The 19,710-nt window shown below is 59.3% G+C and carries 22 protein-coding genes and 2 pseudogenes; 16 read left to right on the top strand and 8 right to left on the bottom strand.

Annotation, left to right across the window (positions count from 1 at the left end):
• The first annotated feature begins 169 nt into the window (after positions 1–169).
• Together ACJ8HB_RS00885 and ACJ8HB_RS00880 are read left to right on the top strand one after the other, a co-directional pair.
• A complete protein-coding gene (locus ACJ8HB_RS00885; protein WP_033638235.1) occupies positions 170–628 on the top strand; it encodes a hypothetical protein in 459 nt (152 codons plus the stop codon).
• 99 nt (positions 629–727) lie between these two features.
• Complete coding sequence (locus tag ACJ8HB_RS00880; RefSeq protein ID WP_047567921.1) at positions 728–1,144, top strand: DUF2000 domain-containing protein; 417 nt, start codon at positions 728–730, stop codon at positions 1,142–1,144.
• Positions 1,145–1,156: 12 nt separating this feature from the next.
• Here the strand turns inward: ACJ8HB_RS00880 and ACJ8HB_RS00875 are convergent.
• Positions 1,157–1,480 (bottom strand): annotated as a pseudogene (locus tag ACJ8HB_RS00875) (GFA family protein); the annotation flags it as partial.
• 167 nt (positions 1,481–1,647) lie between these two features.
• Between ACJ8HB_RS00875 and ACJ8HB_RS00870 the strand changes: the two are divergent.
• The 3 genes from ACJ8HB_RS00870 (at position 1,648) to ACJ8HB_RS00860 (ending at position 3,792) form a co-directional block, all read left to right on the top strand.
• Positions 1,648–1,857 carry a hypothetical protein gene (locus ACJ8HB_RS00870; RefSeq protein WP_025160266.1) on the top strand — a complete coding sequence of 70 codons (210 nt, stop codon included), beginning with the start codon at positions 1,648–1,650 and terminating at the stop codon, positions 1,855–1,857.
• A 151-nt stretch (positions 1,858–2,008) separates the two neighbouring features.
• Positions 2,009–3,103: an SMP-30/gluconolactonase/LRE family protein gene (locus tag ACJ8HB_RS00865; protein ID WP_223307158.1), complete on the top strand. Its 1,095-nt coding sequence runs from the start codon at positions 2,009–2,011 to the stop codon at positions 3,101–3,103.
• Between the two features lie 44 nt (positions 3,104–3,147).
• A complete protein-coding gene (locus tag ACJ8HB_RS00860) occupies positions 3,148–3,792 on the top strand; it encodes a Qnr family pentapeptide repeat protein (RefSeq protein WP_047567916.1) in 645 nt (214 codons plus the stop codon).
• A 6-nt stretch (positions 3,793–3,798) separates the two neighbouring features.
• Here the strand turns inward: ACJ8HB_RS00860 and ACJ8HB_RS00855 are convergent, their stop codons facing one another.
• Positions 3,799–4,200, bottom strand: coding sequence for a hypothetical protein (locus tag ACJ8HB_RS00855; RefSeq protein WP_047571642.1), 402 nt, complete (start codon positions 4,198–4,200; stop codon positions 3,799–3,801).
• Positions 4,201–4,760: 560 nt separating this feature from the next.
• Between ACJ8HB_RS00855 and cspE the strand changes: the two genes are divergently transcribed.
• Together cspE and ACJ8HB_RS00845 are read left to right on the top strand one after the other, a co-directional pair.
• Complete coding sequence (gene cspE / locus ACJ8HB_RS00850) at positions 4,761–4,973, top strand: transcription antiterminator/RNA stability regulator CspE (RefSeq protein WP_047567913.1); 213 nt, start codon at positions 4,761–4,763, stop codon at positions 4,971–4,973.
• Between the two features lie 114 nt (positions 4,974–5,087).
• Positions 5,088–5,165: pseudogene (locus ACJ8HB_RS00845) on the top strand.
• Positions 5,166–5,378: 213 nt separating this feature from the next.
• Here the strand turns inward: ACJ8HB_RS00845 and ACJ8HB_RS00840 are convergent.
• The gene (locus tag ACJ8HB_RS00840; protein WP_016928046.1) at positions 5,379–6,056 is read right to left on the bottom strand and encodes an isochorismatase family protein; all 678 of its coding nucleotides are present in this window, start codon (positions 6,054–6,056) and stop codon (positions 5,379–5,381) included.
• A 253-nt stretch (positions 6,057–6,309) separates the two neighbouring features.
• Here ACJ8HB_RS00840 and ACJ8HB_RS00835 point away from each other — a divergent pair, with 253 nt between their 5' ends.
• Both ACJ8HB_RS00835 and ACJ8HB_RS00830 read left to right on the top strand, forming a co-directional pair.
• Positions 6,310–6,738, top strand: a complete 429-nt coding sequence (locus tag ACJ8HB_RS00835; RefSeq protein ID WP_033638240.1) for a universal stress protein — start codon at positions 6,310–6,312, stop codon at positions 6,736–6,738.
• Positions 6,739–7,053: 315 nt separating this feature from the next.
• Positions 7,054–7,809: an SDR family NAD(P)-dependent oxidoreductase gene (locus tag ACJ8HB_RS00830; RefSeq protein ID WP_025302549.1), complete on the top strand. Its 756-nt coding sequence runs from the start codon at positions 7,054–7,056 to the stop codon at positions 7,807–7,809.
• 43 nt (positions 7,810–7,852) lie between these two features.
• Here the strand turns inward: ACJ8HB_RS00830 and ACJ8HB_RS00825 are convergent, their stop codons facing one another.
• From ACJ8HB_RS00825 to puuD, 4 genes are read right to left on the bottom strand one after another with little or no spacing between them, the layout of a single operon-like run.
• Positions 7,853–9,133: an NAD(P)/FAD-dependent oxidoreductase gene (locus tag ACJ8HB_RS00825; RefSeq protein ID WP_033653879.1), complete on the bottom strand. Its 1,281-nt coding sequence runs from the start codon at positions 9,131–9,133 to the stop codon at positions 7,853–7,855.
• Positions 9,134–9,144: 11 nt separating this feature from the next.
• Entirely contained in the window at positions 9,145–10,641 is a 1,497-nt protein-coding gene (puuC, locus tag ACJ8HB_RS00820; protein WP_047567909.1) for an aldehyde dehydrogenase PuuC, read from the bottom strand.
• Between the two features lie 15 nt (positions 10,642–10,656).
• Positions 10,657–11,214, bottom strand: a complete 558-nt coding sequence (gene puuR, locus ACJ8HB_RS00815; protein WP_047567908.1) for an HTH-type transcriptional regulator PuuR — start codon at positions 11,212–11,214, stop codon at positions 10,657–10,659.
• Positions 11,211–11,972 (bottom strand): gamma-glutamyl-gamma-aminobutyrate hydrolase, encoded by a 762-nt coding sequence (puuD, locus tag ACJ8HB_RS00810; protein WP_043147308.1) that lies wholly within the window; start codon positions 11,970–11,972, stop codon positions 11,211–11,213. Before puuD ends, puuR begins: the two co-directional genes overlap by 4 nt.
• A 219-nt stretch (positions 11,973–12,191) precedes the next feature.
• On the opposite strand from puuD, the gene ACJ8HB_RS00805 reads away from it, so the two are divergent.
• From ACJ8HB_RS00805 to ACJ8HB_RS00785, 5 genes are all read left to right on the top strand, one after another.
• A complete protein-coding gene (locus ACJ8HB_RS00805; RefSeq protein WP_033646355.1) occupies positions 12,192–13,610 on the top strand; it encodes a glutamine synthetase family protein in 1,419 nt (472 codons plus the stop codon).
• A gap of 308 nt (positions 13,611–13,918) precedes the next feature.
• Complete coding sequence (locus tag ACJ8HB_RS00800; protein ID WP_033646354.1) at positions 13,919–15,289, top strand: APC family permease; 1,371 nt, start codon at positions 13,919–13,921, stop codon at positions 15,287–15,289.
• Between the two features lie 91 nt (positions 15,290–15,380).
• Positions 15,381–16,274: an aromatic amino acid DMT transporter YddG gene (gene yddG / locus ACJ8HB_RS00795; protein WP_033653883.1), complete on the top strand. Its 894-nt coding sequence runs from the start codon at positions 15,381–15,383 to the stop codon at positions 16,272–16,274.
• 73 nt (positions 16,275–16,347) lie between these two features.
• Complete coding sequence (locus ACJ8HB_RS00790) at positions 16,348–16,620, top strand: hypothetical protein (protein WP_004941292.1); 273 nt, start codon at positions 16,348–16,350, stop codon at positions 16,618–16,620.
• A gap of 373 nt (positions 16,621–16,993) precedes the next feature.
• Entirely contained in the window at positions 16,994–17,875 is an 882-nt protein-coding gene (locus ACJ8HB_RS00785) for a nucleoside-specific channel-forming protein Tsx (protein WP_004941293.1), read from the top strand.
• A 52-nt stretch (positions 17,876–17,927) separates the two neighbouring features.
• Here ACJ8HB_RS00785 and ACJ8HB_RS00780 read toward each other — a convergent pair whose 3' ends face one another.
• Entirely contained in the window at positions 17,928–18,107 is a 180-nt protein-coding gene (locus ACJ8HB_RS00780; protein ID WP_025160261.1) for a hypothetical protein, read from the bottom strand.
• A 443-nt stretch (positions 18,108–18,550) separates the two neighbouring features.
• Between ACJ8HB_RS00780 and ACJ8HB_RS00775 the strand changes: the two genes are divergently transcribed.
• Complete coding sequence (locus tag ACJ8HB_RS00775) at positions 18,551–19,063, top strand: anti-virulence regulator CigR family protein (protein WP_047567898.1); 513 nt, start codon at positions 18,551–18,553, stop codon at positions 19,061–19,063.
• Between the two features lie 114 nt (positions 19,064–19,177).
• Positions 19,178–19,708, top strand: coding sequence for a chorismate mutase (locus tag ACJ8HB_RS00770; protein ID WP_047567895.1), 531 nt, complete (start codon positions 19,178–19,180; stop codon positions 19,706–19,708).
• The last annotated feature ends 2 nt before the right edge of the window (positions 19,709–19,710 follow it).

Here is a 19,710-nt window from a genome sequence, read left to right as displayed (position 1 = left end):
TCAAATGCTGCGCTATCACGTGGGGAAATTATTCATTTCGAGCTTTATTGAGCGCCTTCGTTGTTTGGTTCGCCAGCGTGCCGCCCGGCGTGGACGCTGATCCCCCTGCAGCGGTTTACTGTTCCGGCACGCAGCAGGCGTGTTGAATTCATTTTATAAGGAGCAGTGTATGTCAGAGATGATGAACGAGAGTGGGGCGCCGGCCATTGAATGGAGCTATGGCGGCCGGGGTGATGATATCAGCAGCAGCCTGAGCCTCGACACGGTTGAGGAGCAGCCGCAGGGTTTCTTGATGACGGTCGATCGGCCGGTGCAGATCTTTAAAGATGCGCTGTCGCCGATGATGGCCTTTGTCACGCTGCTGCGCCCGCTGTACGCCAAAACGAGCGAGGGTTTCCAGTACGTGCCGGTTTCCAACCCCTGGACCGACGTGCAGCGCCTGCCGGCCAGCGCAGGCTATCTGGGCGTGCAGGTCAACGCCGGGCTGTTCTTCCACGGCGCCAAGCCGACGCACTATAAAGATCGCGATGGCCAGATGAAACCGATCGACGGCGGCACGCTTTTGCAGCACATCACCGTGCTGCATCAGGTGGCGCAGCCGCTCGGCCCGGGTGAAGGCGCCGTCTGAGCCGGCAGCGTTATTACGGGGGCCGGACGCGGCCCCTTATCGCGCCTTGAAACCGTGCGCAGGTTGGATAAAACTGACTGCCTATTCAAGGAGAAGAGTATGTACAGCGACAACGAGAAAAAGTTTTATATCATCCTCAACCGCAATCACGAACCGGCCACGCTGTTTAACGCCTCCTGCCATCTGACGGCGGGCATCACCGATCTGATCGAACAGCGCGAGTTTCACCACTACCCGAGCAGCCTCGACGGCGTCAGCGCCAATATGAGCCACTATCCGATAGTGATCCTGCAGGCTAAAAACAGCAGCCAGCTCAGCAACCTGATTCTCAAATGCAAGGAGGAGGGTGTACTGTCCAACTTCTTCACCACCACCATGCTGTCGCACTCCGCCGAACAGCAGATCGCCGACACCGCCACCACCCCTTACGAACAGCTGGATTTCGTGGCGGTGGCGCTCTACGGCGACGCCGAACAGCTTAAGCCGTTGACCAAGAAGTTCTCCGTCTACCGCTGAAAACGCGGCATCTCAGACGCTGGCGCCGTCGTAGCTGTGGATCTGCAACGCATCCAGCGCGACGTCAGGCACGCAGCGCAGGTTGACGGCGCACATCGCGGCGCCGTCCGGCGCGGTGCCGTAGGCGAAGGGCTGAGCGCCGCAGACTCGGCAGAACTGATGGCGGATCTTGTGCTGATTGAAGGTGTAGGCGCTGAGTTGGTCCTGGCCGCTGTTGAGTGTGAAAGCGCTGATGGGGAAGAACGACAGCAGCAGCCCTTTGCGGCGGCAGATCGAACAGTTGCAGCTGAGGGCCTCGGTGGGCAGTTCGGCGTCCACGGAGAAGGTGACGGCGCCGCAGTGGCAGCTTCACTGGAATGGCATGGCGATGGTCCTGTAGCAGGGGGCGTGTTTGCCCAGTATAGTGCAATTTATCGTCACTCGGCCGCGCAGGGCCTGGTTTCCTTAGTAAATGCGCGGTTTTCTGGTAGGTTAGAGGTTAACGTCATCAAAAGGAGATCGCGATGTTAGAACATTACTATCCGGCCAATATGGGCGCCAAACCGGTCACGGACGAACAGCATAAACGGCTGGTGGCGGTGCAGGCGGCGCTGGAGCTGATCAAGGCCACGCTGTCGGATACCAATGACGGCAACGGCGTGGACTTCCAGCTGAAGGCGGCGGAGAAGCACATCGGCCCGATGGCCGACGCCATTCAGGAAGCCCTGAAGTAACGGTTCGCCGTCGCCTCAACCGCCCGCCCGGGCGGTTTTTTTTGCGCCGATTACTGCGATTTTTTTAGTAGCGCATTGCCTTTTTCCCGGCTGGTGCCGTGAGCGGCGCGATCCTACTCTAGCGATCCGAGTCCTCATCAGGATCATGCTTATGTTCCGCTTCAGCCTCTTTTCTTTCTTGTTGCCGCGGTGCCGGCGCCTCACCCAGCTTGCCGGCGCCGCGCTGTTTCTCAGCGGCGTCATGCAGGCGCAGGCCACGCAGCGCATCGAATTCTCGCCGGATGCCGCCGGCGCCTACCCTGAAGGCATCGCCTGGAATGCGCGCGCCGGTGCGTTCCTGGTGTCGTCCCTGCGTGGCGGGCAGCTCGGCCTGGTCTACCCGGATGGCCGCTATCGGCGCTTTTCCACCGGCAGTGGGCTTATCACCACCTCCGGCATGTTGGTGGACGCCGAGCGCAACCGGGTGCTGGTGTGCAACGAAGACGTGGGCGTATCCCTCAACTCAGCCTCCGGCACGCGCAATCGCGTGGCGCAGGTGCTGGAGTTCAATCTCGATACCGGCGCGCTGCAGCAGACGTACGATCTTTCATCGTTAAGCCGTGGGCCGACGCTGGCCAACGATCTGGCGCTCGACGTGCAGGGCAATATCTACGTGACCGACAGCTTCCAGCCGCAGATTTACAAGATTGACCGGGCAACGCGCCAGGTGTCGATTCTGGTGCGCTCGGCGCGTTTGATGCCCGCCGACGCACCCGCCGCAGCGCAGGGCACGCAGCCTTATCTCAACGGCATCGTGTATCACCCGGATGGCTATCTGATTGCGGCGGACTACACCCGCGGGCTGTTGTGGAAGGTGACGCTGGATAACGCATCTGCAATAAGTGAAATCAGGCTGCCGCAGCGGCTGAAAGGGCCGGACGGGCTGCGGCTCAAAAACGCCCATGAATTGGTGATCGTACAGTCTTATCCGGGGAGAAAAGGGGGCATGTCCGGCAACGTAACGCTGCTCGCCTCGAGCGACGGCTGGGCCAGTGCGCATCTCGCGGCGGTCGCCACGCCGCCGGGATTGGATGGGCCGACCGGCGCCGCGCTGCGCGATGGCGAGGTGTGGGTGGTCAACTCCCGTTACCCCCGCTTGTTTGCCGACGTCGCTCAGGCGGAGAGAACCAGGACGTTCAGCATCGTCAGGGTGGCGTTAGAGCGGAGGCCCGCCGATCGGCGATGGTTGCCAACTCAGCTGGAATAGGATTAAATGCCGCACCGACTGTATAAATAAACAGGTGTGCTGCGATGAGTCTGATGTTGAAGGGTGAAAAGATTGACCGTAACCGCTTTACCGGCGAGAAGATTGAAAACGGCAGCTTTATGCTGTGTGATTTTTCGGGCACCGATCTCACCGGCACCGAGTTTATCGGCTGCCAGTTTTACGATCGTGACAGCCGACAGGGCGGCAATTTCAGCCGTGCGGTACTCAAAGACGCCAGCTTCAGAAGCTGCGATTTGTCGATGGCCGACTTCCGCTACGCTAGCGCCCTGGGGCTGGAGATCCGCGAATGCCGCGCGCAGGGCGCCGATTTTCGCGGCGCCAGTTTTATGAACATGATCACCAGCCGCATCGGGTTTTGCAGCGCCTATATCACCAAAAGCAACCTGAGCTACGCCAACTTCGCCAAGGTGGTGCTGGAGAAATGCGAGCTGTGGGAAAACCGCTGGCACGGCGCACAGGTGCTCGGCGCCAGCTTCAGCGGCTCCGATCTGTCCGGCGGCGAGTTCTCCGGATTCGACTGGCGCGCCGCCGACGTCACCCAGTGCGATTTGAGCAATGCGGAACTGGGCGAATTGGATTTACGCACCACCGATCTGCAGGGGGTCAAAATGGACAGCCACCAGGCCGCGCAGCTGCTGGAGCGGCTGGGGATCGCGATCGTCGGCTGAGGGGGATTAAGGCGATGATTGGGCAAATAAGCGATTGAAGGCTTTATCCGCGTCTACGGGAATGCGGCGTTGCATTACCGGGATAGTGAAGCGCGGATCCTGTGAGAGGTGGCGAGCTTGCTCGTTGAGCGGCACGACGGCGATGGCCAGATTGTCGTTGGCCTGCATAACGCCTTCCTGTTCGAACAGGGCGAACACCGGTGCGGTGTGCGCAGTACCCAACGAGCAAGCCGAAATCCAATAGTGCCCGTCTTGGGCAAATTTGCACTGTGCCGTTTGCAGGCTAATTGCGCTGATCTGTTTGGCGATCAAGGCATTCGCGTTTTCCACATAGCTTGGCGGTGCCGGCTGGCAGCCTGCCAAACTGAGTGTCAGCGCAGCTAGCGTCAGTGTTCTTTTGCCAATCATAGCCATCCTTGAGGTTATTTCCTGCGAATATAAATAATTATCGTAGCAACGATAATGTACCAGTGTCGAGAACAGATTGATTTATTAAGTTTTTATGGCTTTTTCATGACGATTAAGCGCTTCTCCCCGCTTTTATAGCAGAGAGCGATTTCGCGTGAAGGGAAGAACATAACGCGGAAGCGGCGGCTATTTGCGCTTTCATAGTCAGCCCCGGTGCTGTGAGCTTTGGCGATCAGCGCTGCGAGTCTAGCTGTTCGTTGTGTTTCACTCCGCCCGTAGCGACAGGCGTCAGCGGCCTTTTGCGATAATAAATTTATGAGCCATATGAATATAATTTAAAATATATCTTGCTTAAATAACTCAGCCGTGTGTAAATAGCGTCATCGGTTTGTAGTACAGACCTTATGAAAGCAGTTTTAGTAAAGCAGTTCTCAGTATTAGCGATATCCCTCAGATACCTCTTCTTCCGCGAATTTTCTTCTCTAGTGCCCCATAAGTTTCCAATAAAAACAGACCTCTATCGCCCTATGGCGTCGCAAAAATATAAAGGAAATATCTCTATGTCTACTAAAATGACTGGTTTGGTAAAATGGTTTGATGCAGGTAAAGGCTTCGGCTTTATCACCCCGGCAGACGGCAGCAAAGACGTGTTCGTACATTTCTCTGCTATCCAGAGAAACGATTTCAAAACGCTGGACGAAGGCCAACAGGTTGAGTTCACTATCGAAAATGGCATGAAGGGCCCTTCTGCCGGCAACGTGGTCGCGTTATAATTTTCGGCCGAGGTCCGATTTCTTACGATAGCGATGAGGGTTTAAGCCGGAGCAGTTAAGAAATAACGTCCTCAGCCTGAATAAACTCCGGGTTCGCCCGGAGTCTTTACCAATACGTCATTAGCTCAGCAGGAAGAGCGGCAACGAAATTATCCGTTGGCGGACTGGGTTCGATTCCTCGATGACGTTCCAATAATTAATTATTATTGGCAACAGAAAAACAGATTGCCGCAGAATTAATAACGCCGCGTTTCAGTCTATTTTTCTGTTGTGAAAAAGTCGCGCTTAGGCTGCGTAATGTTGGAGTGTTGGATGGACGCTTACGCCATAACATGACAGCCGGGAAAGTCACCGGCACGCGATTCATAGCCCCGGCCTTGGCCGGGGTTTTTTATGCCCGCGATCTTAACGCTGCGAGTCCAGCAGTTCGTTGTTTTTCACTACGTCCTGCGCTTTGAGGTAGCTCTCGATCAGCAGTTGATAGGCCGGGAAGATTTTGGTGTAAACCTCGGCCCACTGCTGAGCGTCGGCGCGGTTCCAGCTGCCCTGCAGCTCCGAGGCCACGCCGGCGGTGTCGATCGGCACCACGCCGGCCTGCACCACGCGCGCCAGGGTGATTTCCTGCGCCATTTTCGAGTAGGTGCCGGAGGCGTCGATCACCGCGAACACTTTATAGCCTTCGGCCACCGCGCTGATGGACGGGAAGGCCATGCAGACGCTGGTGATGGTGCCGGCGATGATCAGAGTCTTGCGGCCGGTGGCTTTGACCGCCGCCACGAAGTCCGGGTTGTCCCAGGCGTTGATTTCCCCTTTGCGGGCGACGTATTGCGCGTGCGGCGCATTCTGATGGATTTCCGGGATCAGCGGGCCGTTCGGGCCCTGCGGCACTGAAGCAGTGGTGATCACCGGCAGTTTGCTGAGGGTGGCGATGCTGGCCAGGGCGGCGGCGCGGGCGCGCAGTTCGGTCATCGGCATGTCGGCGACGGTCTGGAACAGGCCGCTCTGATGGTCGATCAGGAGCATGACCGCGTCATTGGCATCAATAACAGGACGCTGGCCGTTGAAGTTGGCTGGAGTGCTCATGGTTTTTTCCTTCTCTTGTCGTGAGGTCAATGGGTATCTGCTTTGATTGATAAGGCTGAAACTCAGCGCTTGTCTACAGTGTAGGGAGGGGAGAAAAATCCGGTAGACCGCAAAGGCGGGATGCATCGTTCCACAGATGGAACGATTGCGAGACAGGTGAGCGAACCGGCGCTAGGCTAAACTTAAGGTGCATGAGAAACATGCGGCAAGGAGCGCCATCCTGTTTACGGAGTTGACGAGGAGGGCCGCCATCATGGCTTATCGGCATATCGTTGTCGCCACGGATCTCAGCGAAGACGCCGAGTTCCTGCTGGGCAAGGGCGCCAGGCTGGCCGCCGCGCTCAATGCCCAACTTTCCCTGATCTATATCGACATTCATCGCGCCGGTTATTACGTCGATCTGGGCGTGGGCGATTATAACTACACCGATCGCACCTTTTCAGAGCGGGTGAAGAATATGCTCAATGCGATCAAAGGGCAGTCGTCGTATCCGGTTGAAGAGGTGATCGTCAGCCGCGGCGCGTTGACGGAGGAACTGAACCGGGTGGCGAAGGAGAAAGGGTTCGATCTGGTGATCTTCGGCCACCATCACGATGTCTGGAGCCGACTGGTCTCTTCGGCGCGTCAGGCGATCAACGAGCTGAACGTCGATCTGCTGGTGATCCCCATCGAGAAAAAATAGTCGCGGCCGCCTGCGGGCGGCTGTCGTTTTTCATTCACATCGCTTATCTCTGAGCGTCCATAACCGCCTATCCGCAATAGTCCCGCTGGCTGACAATCCGCCAGGAAAATAGTGACAGGCCGGGATTTTATTCTATCCATCAATATGTTGGCTAAAATCCGATAAAGGTTAACCCAGCGCATTGAAATCACTGACATACCTCCTTTTGGTTAATAAACCGCACGTTTTGACTGGCGCTCAGGGGAGGGGCGTCTTATCCTCGGGGCAATGAGATTTGTATGACTTATATAAATACGTTCACATGGAGGAGGTCTCATGCGTTTTGACAATAAAGTCGTGGTTATCACCGGTGCGGGCAATGGCATGGGGGAAGCGGCGGCGCGGCGGTTCTCCGCCGAGGGCGCCATCGTGGTGTTGGCCGACTGGGCTAAAGAGGCGGTAGACAAGGTTGCTGCTTCGCTGCCGAAGGGCCGGGCGATGGCGGTGCATATCGACGTGTCCGATCACGTCGCGGTTGAAAAAATGATGAACGAGGTGGCGGAAAAACTGGGCCGCATCGACGTTCTGCTGAACAACGCCGGCGTACACGTGGCGGGCAGCGTGCTGGAAACCAGCGTCGATGACTGGCGGCGCATCGCCGGGGTCGATATCGACGGCGTGGTGTTCTGCTCCAAATTTGCCTTGCCGCATCTGCTGAAGACCAAGGGCTGCATCGTCAATACCGCGTCGGTGTCCGGCCTGGGCGGCGACTGGGGCGCGGCCTATTACTGCGCGGCGAAAGGCGCGGTGGTCAACCTGACGCGCGCCATGGCGCTGGATCACGGCGGTGACGGCGTGCGTATCAACTCGGTCTGCCCGAGCCTGGTGAAAACCAACATGACCAACGGTTGGCCGCAGGAAATCCGCGACAAGTTCAATGAGCGCATCGCGCTGGGGCGCGCGGCGGAGCCGGAAGAAGTGGCGGCGGTGATGGCGTTTCTGGCCAGCGACGACGCCAGCTTTATCAATGGCGCCAACATTCCGGTCGATGGCGGGGCGACCGCCTCGGACGGCCAACCGAAGATCGTTTAAGCGTTAACGCACAGGCCCGGCCAGGATGACCGGGCCTGCTGTTTTAGACGCCGATACGGTCGCGCAGCGTGTAGTAGGCCGCGCCGATGGCGGTGAACGGGATTTGCAGATTGCGCCCGCCGAAGAACGGCAGGTGCGGCAGCTTGGCGAAGGCGTCGAAGCGTTCGGCGTCGCCGCGCATCAGCTCGGCGATCAGCTTGCCCGCCAGATGGGTGCAGGTCACGCCGTGGCCGCTGTAGCCCTGCATGTAGTAGACGTTATTCTCCAGCCGGCCGAACTGCGGCATGCGCGACAGCGTCAGCAGGAAGTTGCCGGTCCAGCGATAGTCGATACGCACCCCTTTCAGCTGCGGGAAGGTCTTCAGCAATTTTGGCCGGATCAGGTTGTCGATGTCGTCCGGATCACGCGCGCCGTACACCACGCCGCCGCCGTACAGCAGGCGATGATCGGCGGTGATGCGGTAGTAATCCAGCAGGTAGTTACAGTCTTCCACGCAGTAGTTCTGCGGGATCAGCGCCTGCGCGATCTCCGGCGCCAGCGGCTCGGTGGCCACCACCTGAGTGCCGCACGGCATGCTGCGCTTGGCCAGCCGCGGCTCCAGCTTGTCGCCCAGATAGGCGTTGCCGGCGACGATGACGAAACGCGCCTTCACCTGGCCGTTGGCGGTGCTGATCAGCGCCGGTTCGCCGTGGCGGATGTTCGTCACCGCCGATTGCTCGAAGATGCGCCCGCCCTGCAGGCGAATCGCCTCGGCCTCACCCAGTGCCAGGTTGAGCGGATGAATGTGGCCGCCGCTGTGATCGAGCAGCGCGCCGACGTAGCGATCGCTGGCAACCTCCTGGCGCACCCGGTCCGCATCGAGCAGCTCGAGCTGGGTATTGCCGTAACGTTCCCAGTTGCGTTTTTGCTCGATCAGCGCATGGAACTGCTTGTTGTTCAGCGCGGCGAAGATGCCGCCGGGGCGATAGTCGCAGTCGATGGCGTAGCGGCTGATGCGGCTGCGGATGATCTCCGCGCCTTCAAACATCATGCTGCCGAGCAGGCGGGCGCTTTCCGCGCCGTAGCGCTCTTCAATCACATCGATGTCGCGGCTGTAGGAGTTGACCAACTGGCCGCCGTTGCGGCCGCTGGCGCCGAAACCGATGCGCGCCGCTTCCAGTACGACCACGTTATAGCCGGCTTCCACCAGAAACAGCGCGGAGGAGAGGCCGGTATAGCCGCCGCCGATCACGCAGACGTCGCACTCGATCGATTCGTTCAGTTGCGGATAGGGCTGATGTGCGTTGGCCGTGGCCGCATAGTAGCTTTTTACGTGTTCAGTCATGAGATAAGCCCTTATTCCAGCGAGATCCAGGTAGTTTTCAATTCGGTGAACTTGTCCAGCGCGTGCAGCGATTTGTCGCGGCCGTTGCCGCTCTGCTTGTAGCCGCCGAACGGCACGGTCATGTCGCCGTCGTTGTAGTTGTTGACGAATACCGTGCCGGCTTTCAGCTGGCGCGCCATGCGGTGCGCACGAGCCAGATCGCGGGTCCAGACCGCGGCGCCGAGGCCGTAGTCGCTGTCGTTGGCCAGCTGCAGCGCCTGTTGCTCGTCGTCGAAGGTAGTCACCGCCAGCACCGGGCCGAAGATTTCATCGCGCGCCACGCTCATGGCGTTGTTCACCTGGGTGAGGATGGTCGGCCCCAGATAACCGGCGTGGTCGCCCTGCGGATGGTCGCGCCCGTCGAGGAACAGCGCGGCGCCCTGGCTCAGCCCCCGATCGATATAGCCGGCCACTTTTTCGCAGTGGCCGCTGTCGATCAGCGTGCCCATCACCGTGTCGGGATCGAGCGGATCGCCGGGAGCGAAGGCCGCCGCGTGTTTGCGCAGCGCCTGCAGGAACGCTTGCTCAATGCTTGCTTCGACCAGCAGGCGAGTGCCGGCGATGCACACCTGCCCCTGATTATAGAAGATGCCGGCGGCAGCGCTGCGGGCGGCCTGATCCAGATCCGGGCAGTCGGCGAAGACGATGTTGGCGCTCTTGCCGCCGGCCTCCAGCCAGACGCGTTTCATGTTCGATTCGCCGGCGTAGATCATCAGCTGCTTCGCCACCGGCGTGGAGCCGGTAAAGGTGAGGGCGTCGACGTCGCGGTGCAGCGCCAGCGCCTTGCCGGCGTCGTGGCCATAGCCGGGCACCACGTTCAGCACGCCGTCCGGCAGCCCGGCCTGCTGCGCCAGCTTGCCGAGCAGGATGGCGCTGAGCGGCGATTTTTCGGAGGGTTTGAGTACCACGCTGTTGCCGGCGGCCAGCGCCGGGCCAAGCTTCCAGCAGGCCAGCAGCAGCGGGAAGTTCCAGGGCACGATGGCGCCGACTACGCCGATCGGCTCGCGCTCGATCAGCGCCAGCGCATCGCGGCCGGTGGGGGCGATTTCGCCGTAGACCTTATCGATCGCTTCGGCGTACCAGCGAATGCAGCGAATGGCACCCGGCACGTCGTCGCGCAGGCTGTGGCGAATCGGTTTGCCGGTGTCCAGCGTTTCCAGCAGCGCCAGCTCTTCGTGATGCTGCTCCATCAGATCGGCGAAGCGCAGCAGCGTGGCTTTGCGCTGCGCCGGGGCGGCCTGCGCCCAGTCGCCGCGTTCAAAGACGGCGCGCGCCGCGCTGACCGCCCGATCGATGTCGGCGGCTTCGCCGCGCGCAACCTGCGCCAGCTCACGGTGCCCGGCGGGATCTTCCACGGCGAAAAATTTCCCCGCGGCGGCCGGCTGGTAGCGGCCGTCGATAAACAGCCGGTGCTCAATCTTCAGGGTCTGCGCCCGTTGTTGCCAATACTGCAAATGGTGAAAGTTCATGCCTGGCTCCGTTGATCAGAATGTCGTCGGCGTATGGGCGCTGATAATCCGGCAAATGCGCGCCGACGTGTTGCTGAAACTGTGGGGGATGCCGGTATTGATGGCGTAGCTCTGCCCGGCCTGCAGGTGATAGCTCTGGCCGTTGACCTGCAGCACCACTTCGCCCTCCAGCAGCGTGCCGATCTCTTCCCCCTGATGTTTGATGCGCTCGCCGGTGGTGGTGCCCGGTTCGTAAGTCTCGATCATCATCGCCAGCGTGCGGTTCGGGTCACCGTTGTGGATCAGCTTCATCGAAACGCCCTGGCTGCCGATTTCGATCAGATCGTCACTGCCGATCACGATCTGCGGCTCCGCCGGTTTTTCCGGCTCGGCGAAAAACGCCGACAGCGACAGACCGTATACCGTCAGCAGCTTTTGCAGCGTACTGATGGCCGGGCTGACCTTATCTTGTTCGATAGTGCTGATGGCGCTGTGGGTTAACCCAGACAGTTCGGCGACCCGGCGCTGCGACAACCCTAATTGTTGACGGATCTGCGACAGACGTTTTCCCGGTGCCAAGCTGACGTCGCTCATGGGCGTTTTTCCTTTTGATAGTTCCGACAGGCGGTGATGAAACCATCAAACAACAGGCGCGACAGGGCGTACTCGTCGCTGTTCCACTCCGGGTGCCACTGCACGCCGAGCGCGAAGGGCTGATCGCGCACGCTGATCGCCTCCACCAGCCCGTCGGCGGCGTGCGCCTCGATGCGCACGCTCGCGCCCAGGGTTTTGGCGCCCTGGCCGTGCAGCGAGTTCACCCAGAATCTGTTGCAATCCGGTATCAGTTGCGAAAGCAGCCCCCCTTCCTGAACGATGACTTCGTGGGCGGGGGCGTATTGCTGTTCCAGCGGCAGGTCGTGGTCTTCACGATGCTCCAGCAGCTCGGGTAGTTCGTACAGGCGGCGGTGCAGGGTGCCTTGGGTGGCGACCACCATCTCCTGCATGCCGCGGCAAATGGCGAAAAGGGGAATGCGCCTGTCGAACGCCTGGCGGATCAGCGCCAGGCTCAACGCGTCTCGGCCAGGATCGGCGTCAGGCTCATCGCCGTTTTCACCATAAAGGTGCGGCTGCACATTACTGGGGCTGCCCGGCAGCAAAATGCCGTCGAGTCGCGGCAGCAGTTCCGCCAGCATTTCCGGCTCCGCCAGCGCGTGCGGCAGGGCGATCGGCAGGCCGCCGGCGGCGATAACGGCATTCAGGTACTTTTCTTGCAAGGTCTGTGTGAGGTGCCCGTTTAACCTATACCTGCACATGACGACGCCGATGACTGGTCTGTTAAATATATTGTCCATGCTATCCCCTTGGTACGTTCGAAATTATGAACGATAAGCATCTCCACCGCCGATTTCGTTCAATATTCTATAAATCTAGCAGTCGATTGGGCAATATTCAAACCAAAAGTAACACTTGCAAAACAAATTTGTTTCATCTACGTTTCATTTGTGGGCATTATATTGAACAAGACGGTCAATAAACATCGACGACAGCAAAACACAAACGGCGGGTGAACCATGCAGACCAACATCGTAGAAGTGGAAAACTTTGTTCAGCACAGTGAAGAGAGACGAAGTAGCGCGTTCCAGCGCGAAGTGAAGAAGTATCTGGAACGTTATCCGTTAACCCAACATGTCGACGTACTGTTGACCGATCTGAACGGCAGCTTCCGCGGCAAACGCATCCCGGTCGGCGGCCTGAACAAACTTGAGAAGGGCTGTTACTTCCCGGCGTCGGTATTTGCGATGGATATTCTCGGCAACGTCGTAGAAGAGGCCGGGTTGGGGCAGGAGCTGGGCGAACCGGATCACGTGTGCGTGCCGGTGCCGGGCACGCTGACGCCGTCGGCGGCGGACCCGCAATATATCGCGCAGGTGCTGCTCACCATGCTGGATGAAGATGGCACTCCCTTTGACGTTGAACCGCGCAATGTGCTGAACCGAGTGTGGCAGCGCTTGCGTCAGCGCGGGCTTTCCCCCGTGGTAGCGGTAGAGTTGGAGTTCTATCTCATCGATCGTCAACGCGACGCGGAGGGCTATCTGCAGCCGCCGTGCGCGCCGGGCACGCAAGAGCGCAACACCCAAAGCCAGGTGTATTCCGTCGATAACCTCAACCATTTCGCCGACGTGCTGAGCGAGATCGACGAACTGGCGCGTTTGCAGGGCATTCCGGCGGACGGCGCGGTGGCGGAGGCGTCGCCGGGGCAGTTCGAGGTCAACCTGCACCATACCGACGACGTGCTGCAGGCCTGCGATCACGCGCTGGCGCTGAAGCGGCTGGTGCGCATGGTGGCCGAGAACCACAACATGCAGGCGACCTTTATGGCCAAGCCGTATGAGGAACACGCCGGCAGCGGCATGCACGTGCACATCAGCATGCTGAACGCGCAGGGCAACAACGTGTTCGCCGACGACGATGGCGAAGATTCGGCGCTGCTGAAACAGGCGCTGGCGGGCATGATCGCCCTGATGCCGTCTTCGATGGCGCTGCTGGCGCCGAACGTCAACGCCTACCGCCGCTTCCAGCCCGGCATGTATGTGCCGACCCAGGCCTCTTGGGGGCATAACAACCGCACCGTGGCGCTGCGCATTCCCTGCGGCGATCGCGACAACCACCGCGTGGAGTACCGCGTGGCGGGCGCCGACGCCAACCCTTATCTGGTGATGGCGGCCATTCTGGCCGGCATCGTCTACGGGCTGGAAACCGCGCTGCCGCTGCCTGAGCCGGTGACCGGCAACGGGCTGGAGCAGGACGGGCTGCCGTTCCCGATCCGCCAGAGCGACGCGCTGTACGAGTTCGAACATCAGCCGGTGCTCAATGCATTGCTGGGCGAACGTTTCAGCCACGTCTATCTGGCCTGCAAAACCGATGAGCTGGTGCAGTTCGAGCGCCTGATCACCGAAACCGAAATCGAGTGGATGCTGAAAAACGCCTGATCCCGCTCACCCTGCGACTACCGCGCGCGTCCGGCGCATTTCATCGGCTCTCCTGTGGCCGGTGAGGCTGCGCGCTGCGGTACTGAATTTCTTCTATCACGGCGTACAGGACGCCGACGAGGAAATAACCATGACTCAGTCATTCCCATGCGCAGACGTTTGCCTGTGCCGCAGTGCCTACGGGCCGGTCGCCGGCCGCCCGACAGTGACCTCAACCCGTTTTACCCGCCGCCTGAACAGCAGTTTCCCCGCGGCCTCTCTGAATGACGTTGCACGGTTGACAGCAGAGGACCAAGAGGGGAAATGCCATGACGATTAAAGCCACCGACGGCGGCCCGGCGGGCAAACCGCAGCTGCGTAAATCCCTCAAGCTGTGGCAGGTGGTGATGATGGGCCTGGCCTATCTGACGCCGATGACGGTGTTCGATACCTTCGGCATCGTCTCCGGCCTCACCGACGGCCATGTGCCGACCTCCTATCTGCTGGCGCTGGCCGGCGTGCTGTTCACCGCCATCAGCTACGGCAAACTGGTGCGCCAGTTTCCTACCGCCGGCTCCGCCTACACCTATGCGCAGAAGGCGATCAACCCGCACGTCGGTTTTCTGGTGGGGTGGTCATCGCTGCTCGATTATCTGTTCCTGCCGATGATCAACACGCTGCTGGCGAAGATTTACCTGACCGCGCTGTTCCCGGAAGTGCCACCCTGGGTGTGGGTGGTGGGCTTCGTTATCCTGATTACCGCCATCAATCTGAAAAGCGTCAATCTGGTGGCCAACTTCAATACCCTGTTCGTGCTGGCGCAGGTGGCGATCATTCTGGTGTTCATCTACCTGGTGGTGCGCGGCCTGCACAACGGCGAGGGGATGGGCACGGTGTGGAGCCTGCGGCCGTTCCTCAGTGAGAATGCGCACCTGCTGCCGATCATTACCGGCGCCACTATCCTGTGCTTCTCGTTCCTCGGCTTTGACGCGGTCACCACGCTGTGCGAAGAGACGCCCGACGCCGCCAAGGTGATCCCGCGCGCCATCTTCCTGACCGCGCTGTATGGCGGGGTGATCTTTATCAGCGTGTCGTTCTTCATCCAGCTGTTTTTCCCGACCATTCAGCGTTTCCACCAGCCCGATGCCGCGCTGCCGGAGATCGCGCTGTACGTCGGCGGCAAGCTGTTCCAGTCGATCTTCCTGTGCGTGACCTTTATCAACACGCTGGCCTCCGGTCTGGCGTCGCACGCCAGCGTGTCGCGCCTGCTGTACGTGATGGGGCGTGACAACGTGTTCCCGGAGAAATTCTTCGGCTACATTCACCCTAAATGGCGCACGCCGGCGCTCAACGTGCTGATGGTCGGGCTGGTGGCGCTGTCGGCGCTGTCGTTCGATCTGGTGACCGCCACGGCGCTGATCAACTTTGGCGCGCTGGTGGCCTTTACCTTCGTCAACCTGTCGGTGATCAGCCACTTCTTCATTCGCGAAGGGCGCAATAAAAGCTGGAAGGATCGCTTCAACTTCCTGTTCCTGCCGCTGGTGGGGGCGCTGACGGTGGGGGTGCTGTGGCTGAACCTGGAGAAGAGCTCGCTGACCATGGGGCTGATCTGGGCGACGCTGGGCTTCGGCTATTTGGCCTGGCTGACCCGGCGTTTTCGCCAGCCGCCGCCGCAGCTCGAGCGGCAGCCGCAGCAATAAAATCACAGGCGGGAATTTCCCGCCTTTCTTTTTGGCGCGTGCGGCAGTAGAGTGAAAAACCTGATAAAAAATAACCCATTGGACTCGCCTTATGCCCGCTTTGCCCTCGCGTACCCGCGCCACGCTGTTCGGTTTGTTGGCTATTGTGTTGTGGAGCAGCGTCGTCGGCCTGATCCGCAGCGTCAGCGAAGGGCTGGGGCCGATCGGCGGCGCGGCGATGATCTACAGCGTCAGCGCGGTGTTTTTGCTGGTGGCGCTCGGCGTGCCGAAATGGCGCAGCTTTCCGCGGCCTTATCTCATCGTCGGCAGCCTGCTGTTCGTCAGCTACGAGATCTGCCTGTCGCTGTCGCTCGGCTACGCCAATACCCGCCTGCAGGCGATAGAAGTGGGCATGATCAACTACCTGTGGCCCTGTTTCACCGTGCTGATGGCGCTGGCGCTCAACGGCCAAAAGGCGAAATGGTGGCTGCTGCCGGGGCTGCTGCTGTCGCTGTTCGGCATCGGCTGGATCATGAGCGGCGAGGGCGGCTGGTCACCGGCGCAGATGCTGGCCAACGTGCGCAGCAATCCGCTCAGCTACGGGCTGGCGTTCAGCGGCGCGGTGATCTGGGCGCTGTATTGCAACCTGACCAAGAAGATCGCCCAGGGCAGCAACGGCGTGGTGCTGTTCATTGTGCTGACCGCGCTGGCGCTGTGGCTTAAATATGCCTTCAGCGCGGAAAGCGGCATGCAGTTCAGCGCCGGCGTGATCGTGACGCTACTGTGCGCCGGGGTGGCGATGGGGGCGGGGTATGCCGCCTGGAACGTCGGCATTTTGCACGGCAACATGACGCTGCTGGCGACCGTCTCTTATTTTACCCCGGTGTTGTCGGCGGTGTTCGCCGCGCTGGTGTTGCACACCTCGCTGACCGTCAATTTCTGGCAGGGCGTGGCGATGGTCACTCTCGGCTCGCTGATCTGTTGGCGGGCAACCCGTGGAAATTAACGGAAATTATCCGCCGTCGGCGCAATGTTGAACTAGAATTTAACTAGCCATGTTGCCTGAAGGAACGACGACGATGAGAAGCGACATTCAATTTATTCAACAACCCGAAATCGACGTGCATCACTACGAGCGCGGCGATACCGTGCGCCTGACCACGGCGAATTTGCGGCATGAATATCAGCTCGACGTTTATATTTTGCGCCGCGACGACAAGCTGATTTACGGCTCGGTCGTCGCGGCGGCGCCCAAGACCGATATCCCGGTCGCTAGCTGGGAGGTGAAAAACGGCGAGGAGGTGGCGTTCCGCCAGGAAAACATCGCCAAGGCGGTGCCGGCGGTGAACTGATTTCGCTTTACGTATTTTTTACTGATTTTGATGAAGGCCGACGTTTATACGTCGGCTTTTTCTTTGCCGCGGCTCAATGGTGGGCAGGTGACACCCTGATGACATTTGGCTCAAAAACTGCGCTAAAAATCGATGTGCATGACAAAAATCACAGCGAATGTGAATTTGCATGAAACATAATTTGACAAATGTGAACGCAATCGATTACCTATTCGCGAAATGCGTAACTGGATCACAGATTCTTACAGTCAGTGGTTTCTATAATGCGCGCGTCATCCGAGTTTCTGTGTGAAGACAACGCCAGGTGTCGGCAGACTCATTGTCATCTTTTCTAAACGGGCAGGAAATGGCCCTTTAAGCATGTGGTAATAAAATGAAAAAAATAGCTCTCGCAGCAGGTGTACTGCTCGCAGCGTCTTACAGTGCATCATCAATGGCTGATAGCAAAGACAGTCAATATGTCTCCGACTGGTGGCACCAGAGCGTCAACGTGGTGGGCAGCTACCACACCCGCTTCGGGCCGCAGCTGAATAACGACGTGTATCTCGAATACGAAGCCTTCGCCAAGAAAGACTGGTTCGATTTCTACGGTTACGTTGACGTGCCGAAGTTCTTCGGCGTGGGCAATACCCCGGATCGCGGCATCTGGGACAAAGGTTCCCCGCTGTTTATGGAGATTGAACCGCGCTTCTCCATCGACAAGCTGACCGGCACCGATCTGAGCTTCGGTCCGTTCAAAGAGTGGTACTTCGCCAACAACTACATCTATGATCTGGGCCACAACGCCGACGGCCGTCAGAACACATGGTACATGGGTCTGGGCACCGATATCGACACCGGCCTGCCGATGAGCCTGTCGATGAACATCTATGCCAAATACCAGTGGGAAAACTACCAGGCCGCCAACGAGAACAGCTGGGACGGTTACCGCTTCAAGGTGAAATACTTCGTGCCGCTGACCCAGGTGTGGGGCGGCAACCTGAGCTACATCGGCTTCACCAACTTCGACTTCGGTTCCGATCTGGGCAAGGACAGCCATTGGGTTGACGGCACCGGCAAACAGGTGCGCACCAGCAACTCGATCGCCTCCAGCCACATTTTGGCGCTGAACTACGATCACTGGCACTATTCTTTCGTAGCGCGTTACTTCCATAACGGCGGCCAGTGGCAGGATGGCGCGGATATCGGCACCCCGCAGGGCCCAATCAAGTCTACCGGCTGGGGTTATTACCTCGTGGTCGGCTATAACTTCTGATTTTCCGTGTTATCAGAAACAGAAAACCCCGCTTGGCGGGGTTTTTTTGTCATCACTGGGCTTGTTCAACCGGGAGATGCTTCACCGGCATAAACAGCCTGCCTTTGATCACGTGACATTCATTATTTATCCAACTAATGATTTGTTCACGGCTGACGCCTTCCGACTGCGCGTAACGATGAAGATCGCCGTTAAAGTGCCGAGTGATGTATTCCATGAGGGTCATTTGCACGTCTTTTGCTCCTGAACGCCCACCCGTTGCCAGCCTGGCCACCGCGGGAGGTTGAGGTTTCTCAGACAGCGAATGTAAATTATTGGCAACCAAATCTCAACATAAAGCACCAGATTGGGGCGACAGCGGCGGGAAAAAGAATCCCGCACGGAGAGGCGGGAAGTGTTCGCTATTATCATTATGGATGATAAGAATAAGATTTGAGGTGCGACGAAAAAGAGCACGCTAACTCTTTTTTGTTACCCTCCCACGCTAGCGTAAGGCTTATTTTTCTTCAAGAAAAATCTGAGGTAAGTTTCGGAATTCTCGAGGCGTGTTGCGTTGAAACAAGCTATTGGCGCGACTGCTGTCAAACTGCACTTGTTATCTCGGAGTTTTCCTTATACTTCGTCCGGAAAAGACCCGCTATAGTCAACAGAGTCCCCCACGCAGGAATACACAGCATGAACAAACGTCGTACGACCCTCACGGTGTTGGCGCTGATTGCGTCGCTGGGGTTGTCATCCGCCCCGGCCCTGGCTGACAAAGGCGGCAATGGTAACGGCAACGGTAATGGCCATGGCAACAGCGGCAATCACGGTAATAGCGGTAACCATGGCAACAACGGCAACAACGGCAACAACGGCAACAACGGCAACAAAGGCAATAAAGATAAAGGCGGCTATAGAAACGACGATAATCTGGTTTCCGTCAGCCTCTCGCGCGACCGCGCCCGTTCGCTGGCGCGCAACTACGGCCTGACCGGCTACAGCGCGCTGCCACCGGGCATCGCCAAGAATCTGGCGCGCGGTAAACCGCTGCCGCCGGGCATCGCCAAAAAAGTGGTGCCTTACTCGATGCTGCGTGATCTGCCGCAGTACCCGGGTTATGAGTGGCGTATCGCCGGCGACGATCTGGTGCTGGTCGCGCTCAGCACCGCGATTGTGGCTTCCGTCATCAACGGCGTTTTCGACTAAGGTTTGTCGAGCGTTATCGGGCCTCGCTGCGGCGGGGCCTTTTTATTTGCCAGCGCGGGGCGGACGTGGTGAACTTTGGGCCTTACGTTTTCACTGCATCATAAGGGAGGCGCCATGTTCAGGGCGTTATTGATAGCCTGCTGTTTGACCAGTTTTCCCGCGTTGGCAGAGGGCGCCGCCGCCATCGGCGAGCTGGTGAACCAACGGCTGTCGTTGATGAAGGACGTCGCCGGTTACAAGGCGCAGCGGCATTTGCCGATCGAAGACCTGGCGCAGGAGGCGAAGGTGTTGGCCAGCGCGCAGGCGGAGGCGGGGCGTTTGGGGTTGGAGCCGGCGTCGGTGCGGCCTTTTATCGCCGCGCAGATGGACGCCGCCAAGGCGATTCAGTACCGCTATCGCGCCGACTGGCTGGCGAACCCGGAACCCGGCTGGCAGCCGCGGCCGTTGGCGCAGGTGCGCCCGCAGATCGCACAGCTGAGCAGCCAGATATTGCAACGGCTGGCGGAGCGGCTGCGCGCCGGCCCGCTCGGCGAGGCGGATCGGGCGGCGTTTATGGCGTCCGTGGATCAGGTGAATCTCAGCGCCGCCGACAAACGGCGGCTGGCGGATGCGCTGCTGGCGGTCAAAACCGGCAGCGCACGCTGAGC

The sequence above is a fragment of the Serratia sp. CY27727 genome (assembly GCF_052169275.1).
Taxonomy (GTDB): Bacteria; Pseudomonadota; Gammaproteobacteria; order Enterobacterales; family Enterobacteriaceae; genus Serratia; species Serratia sarumanii.
This window is presented reverse-complemented; position numbering and strand designations above follow the sequence as displayed.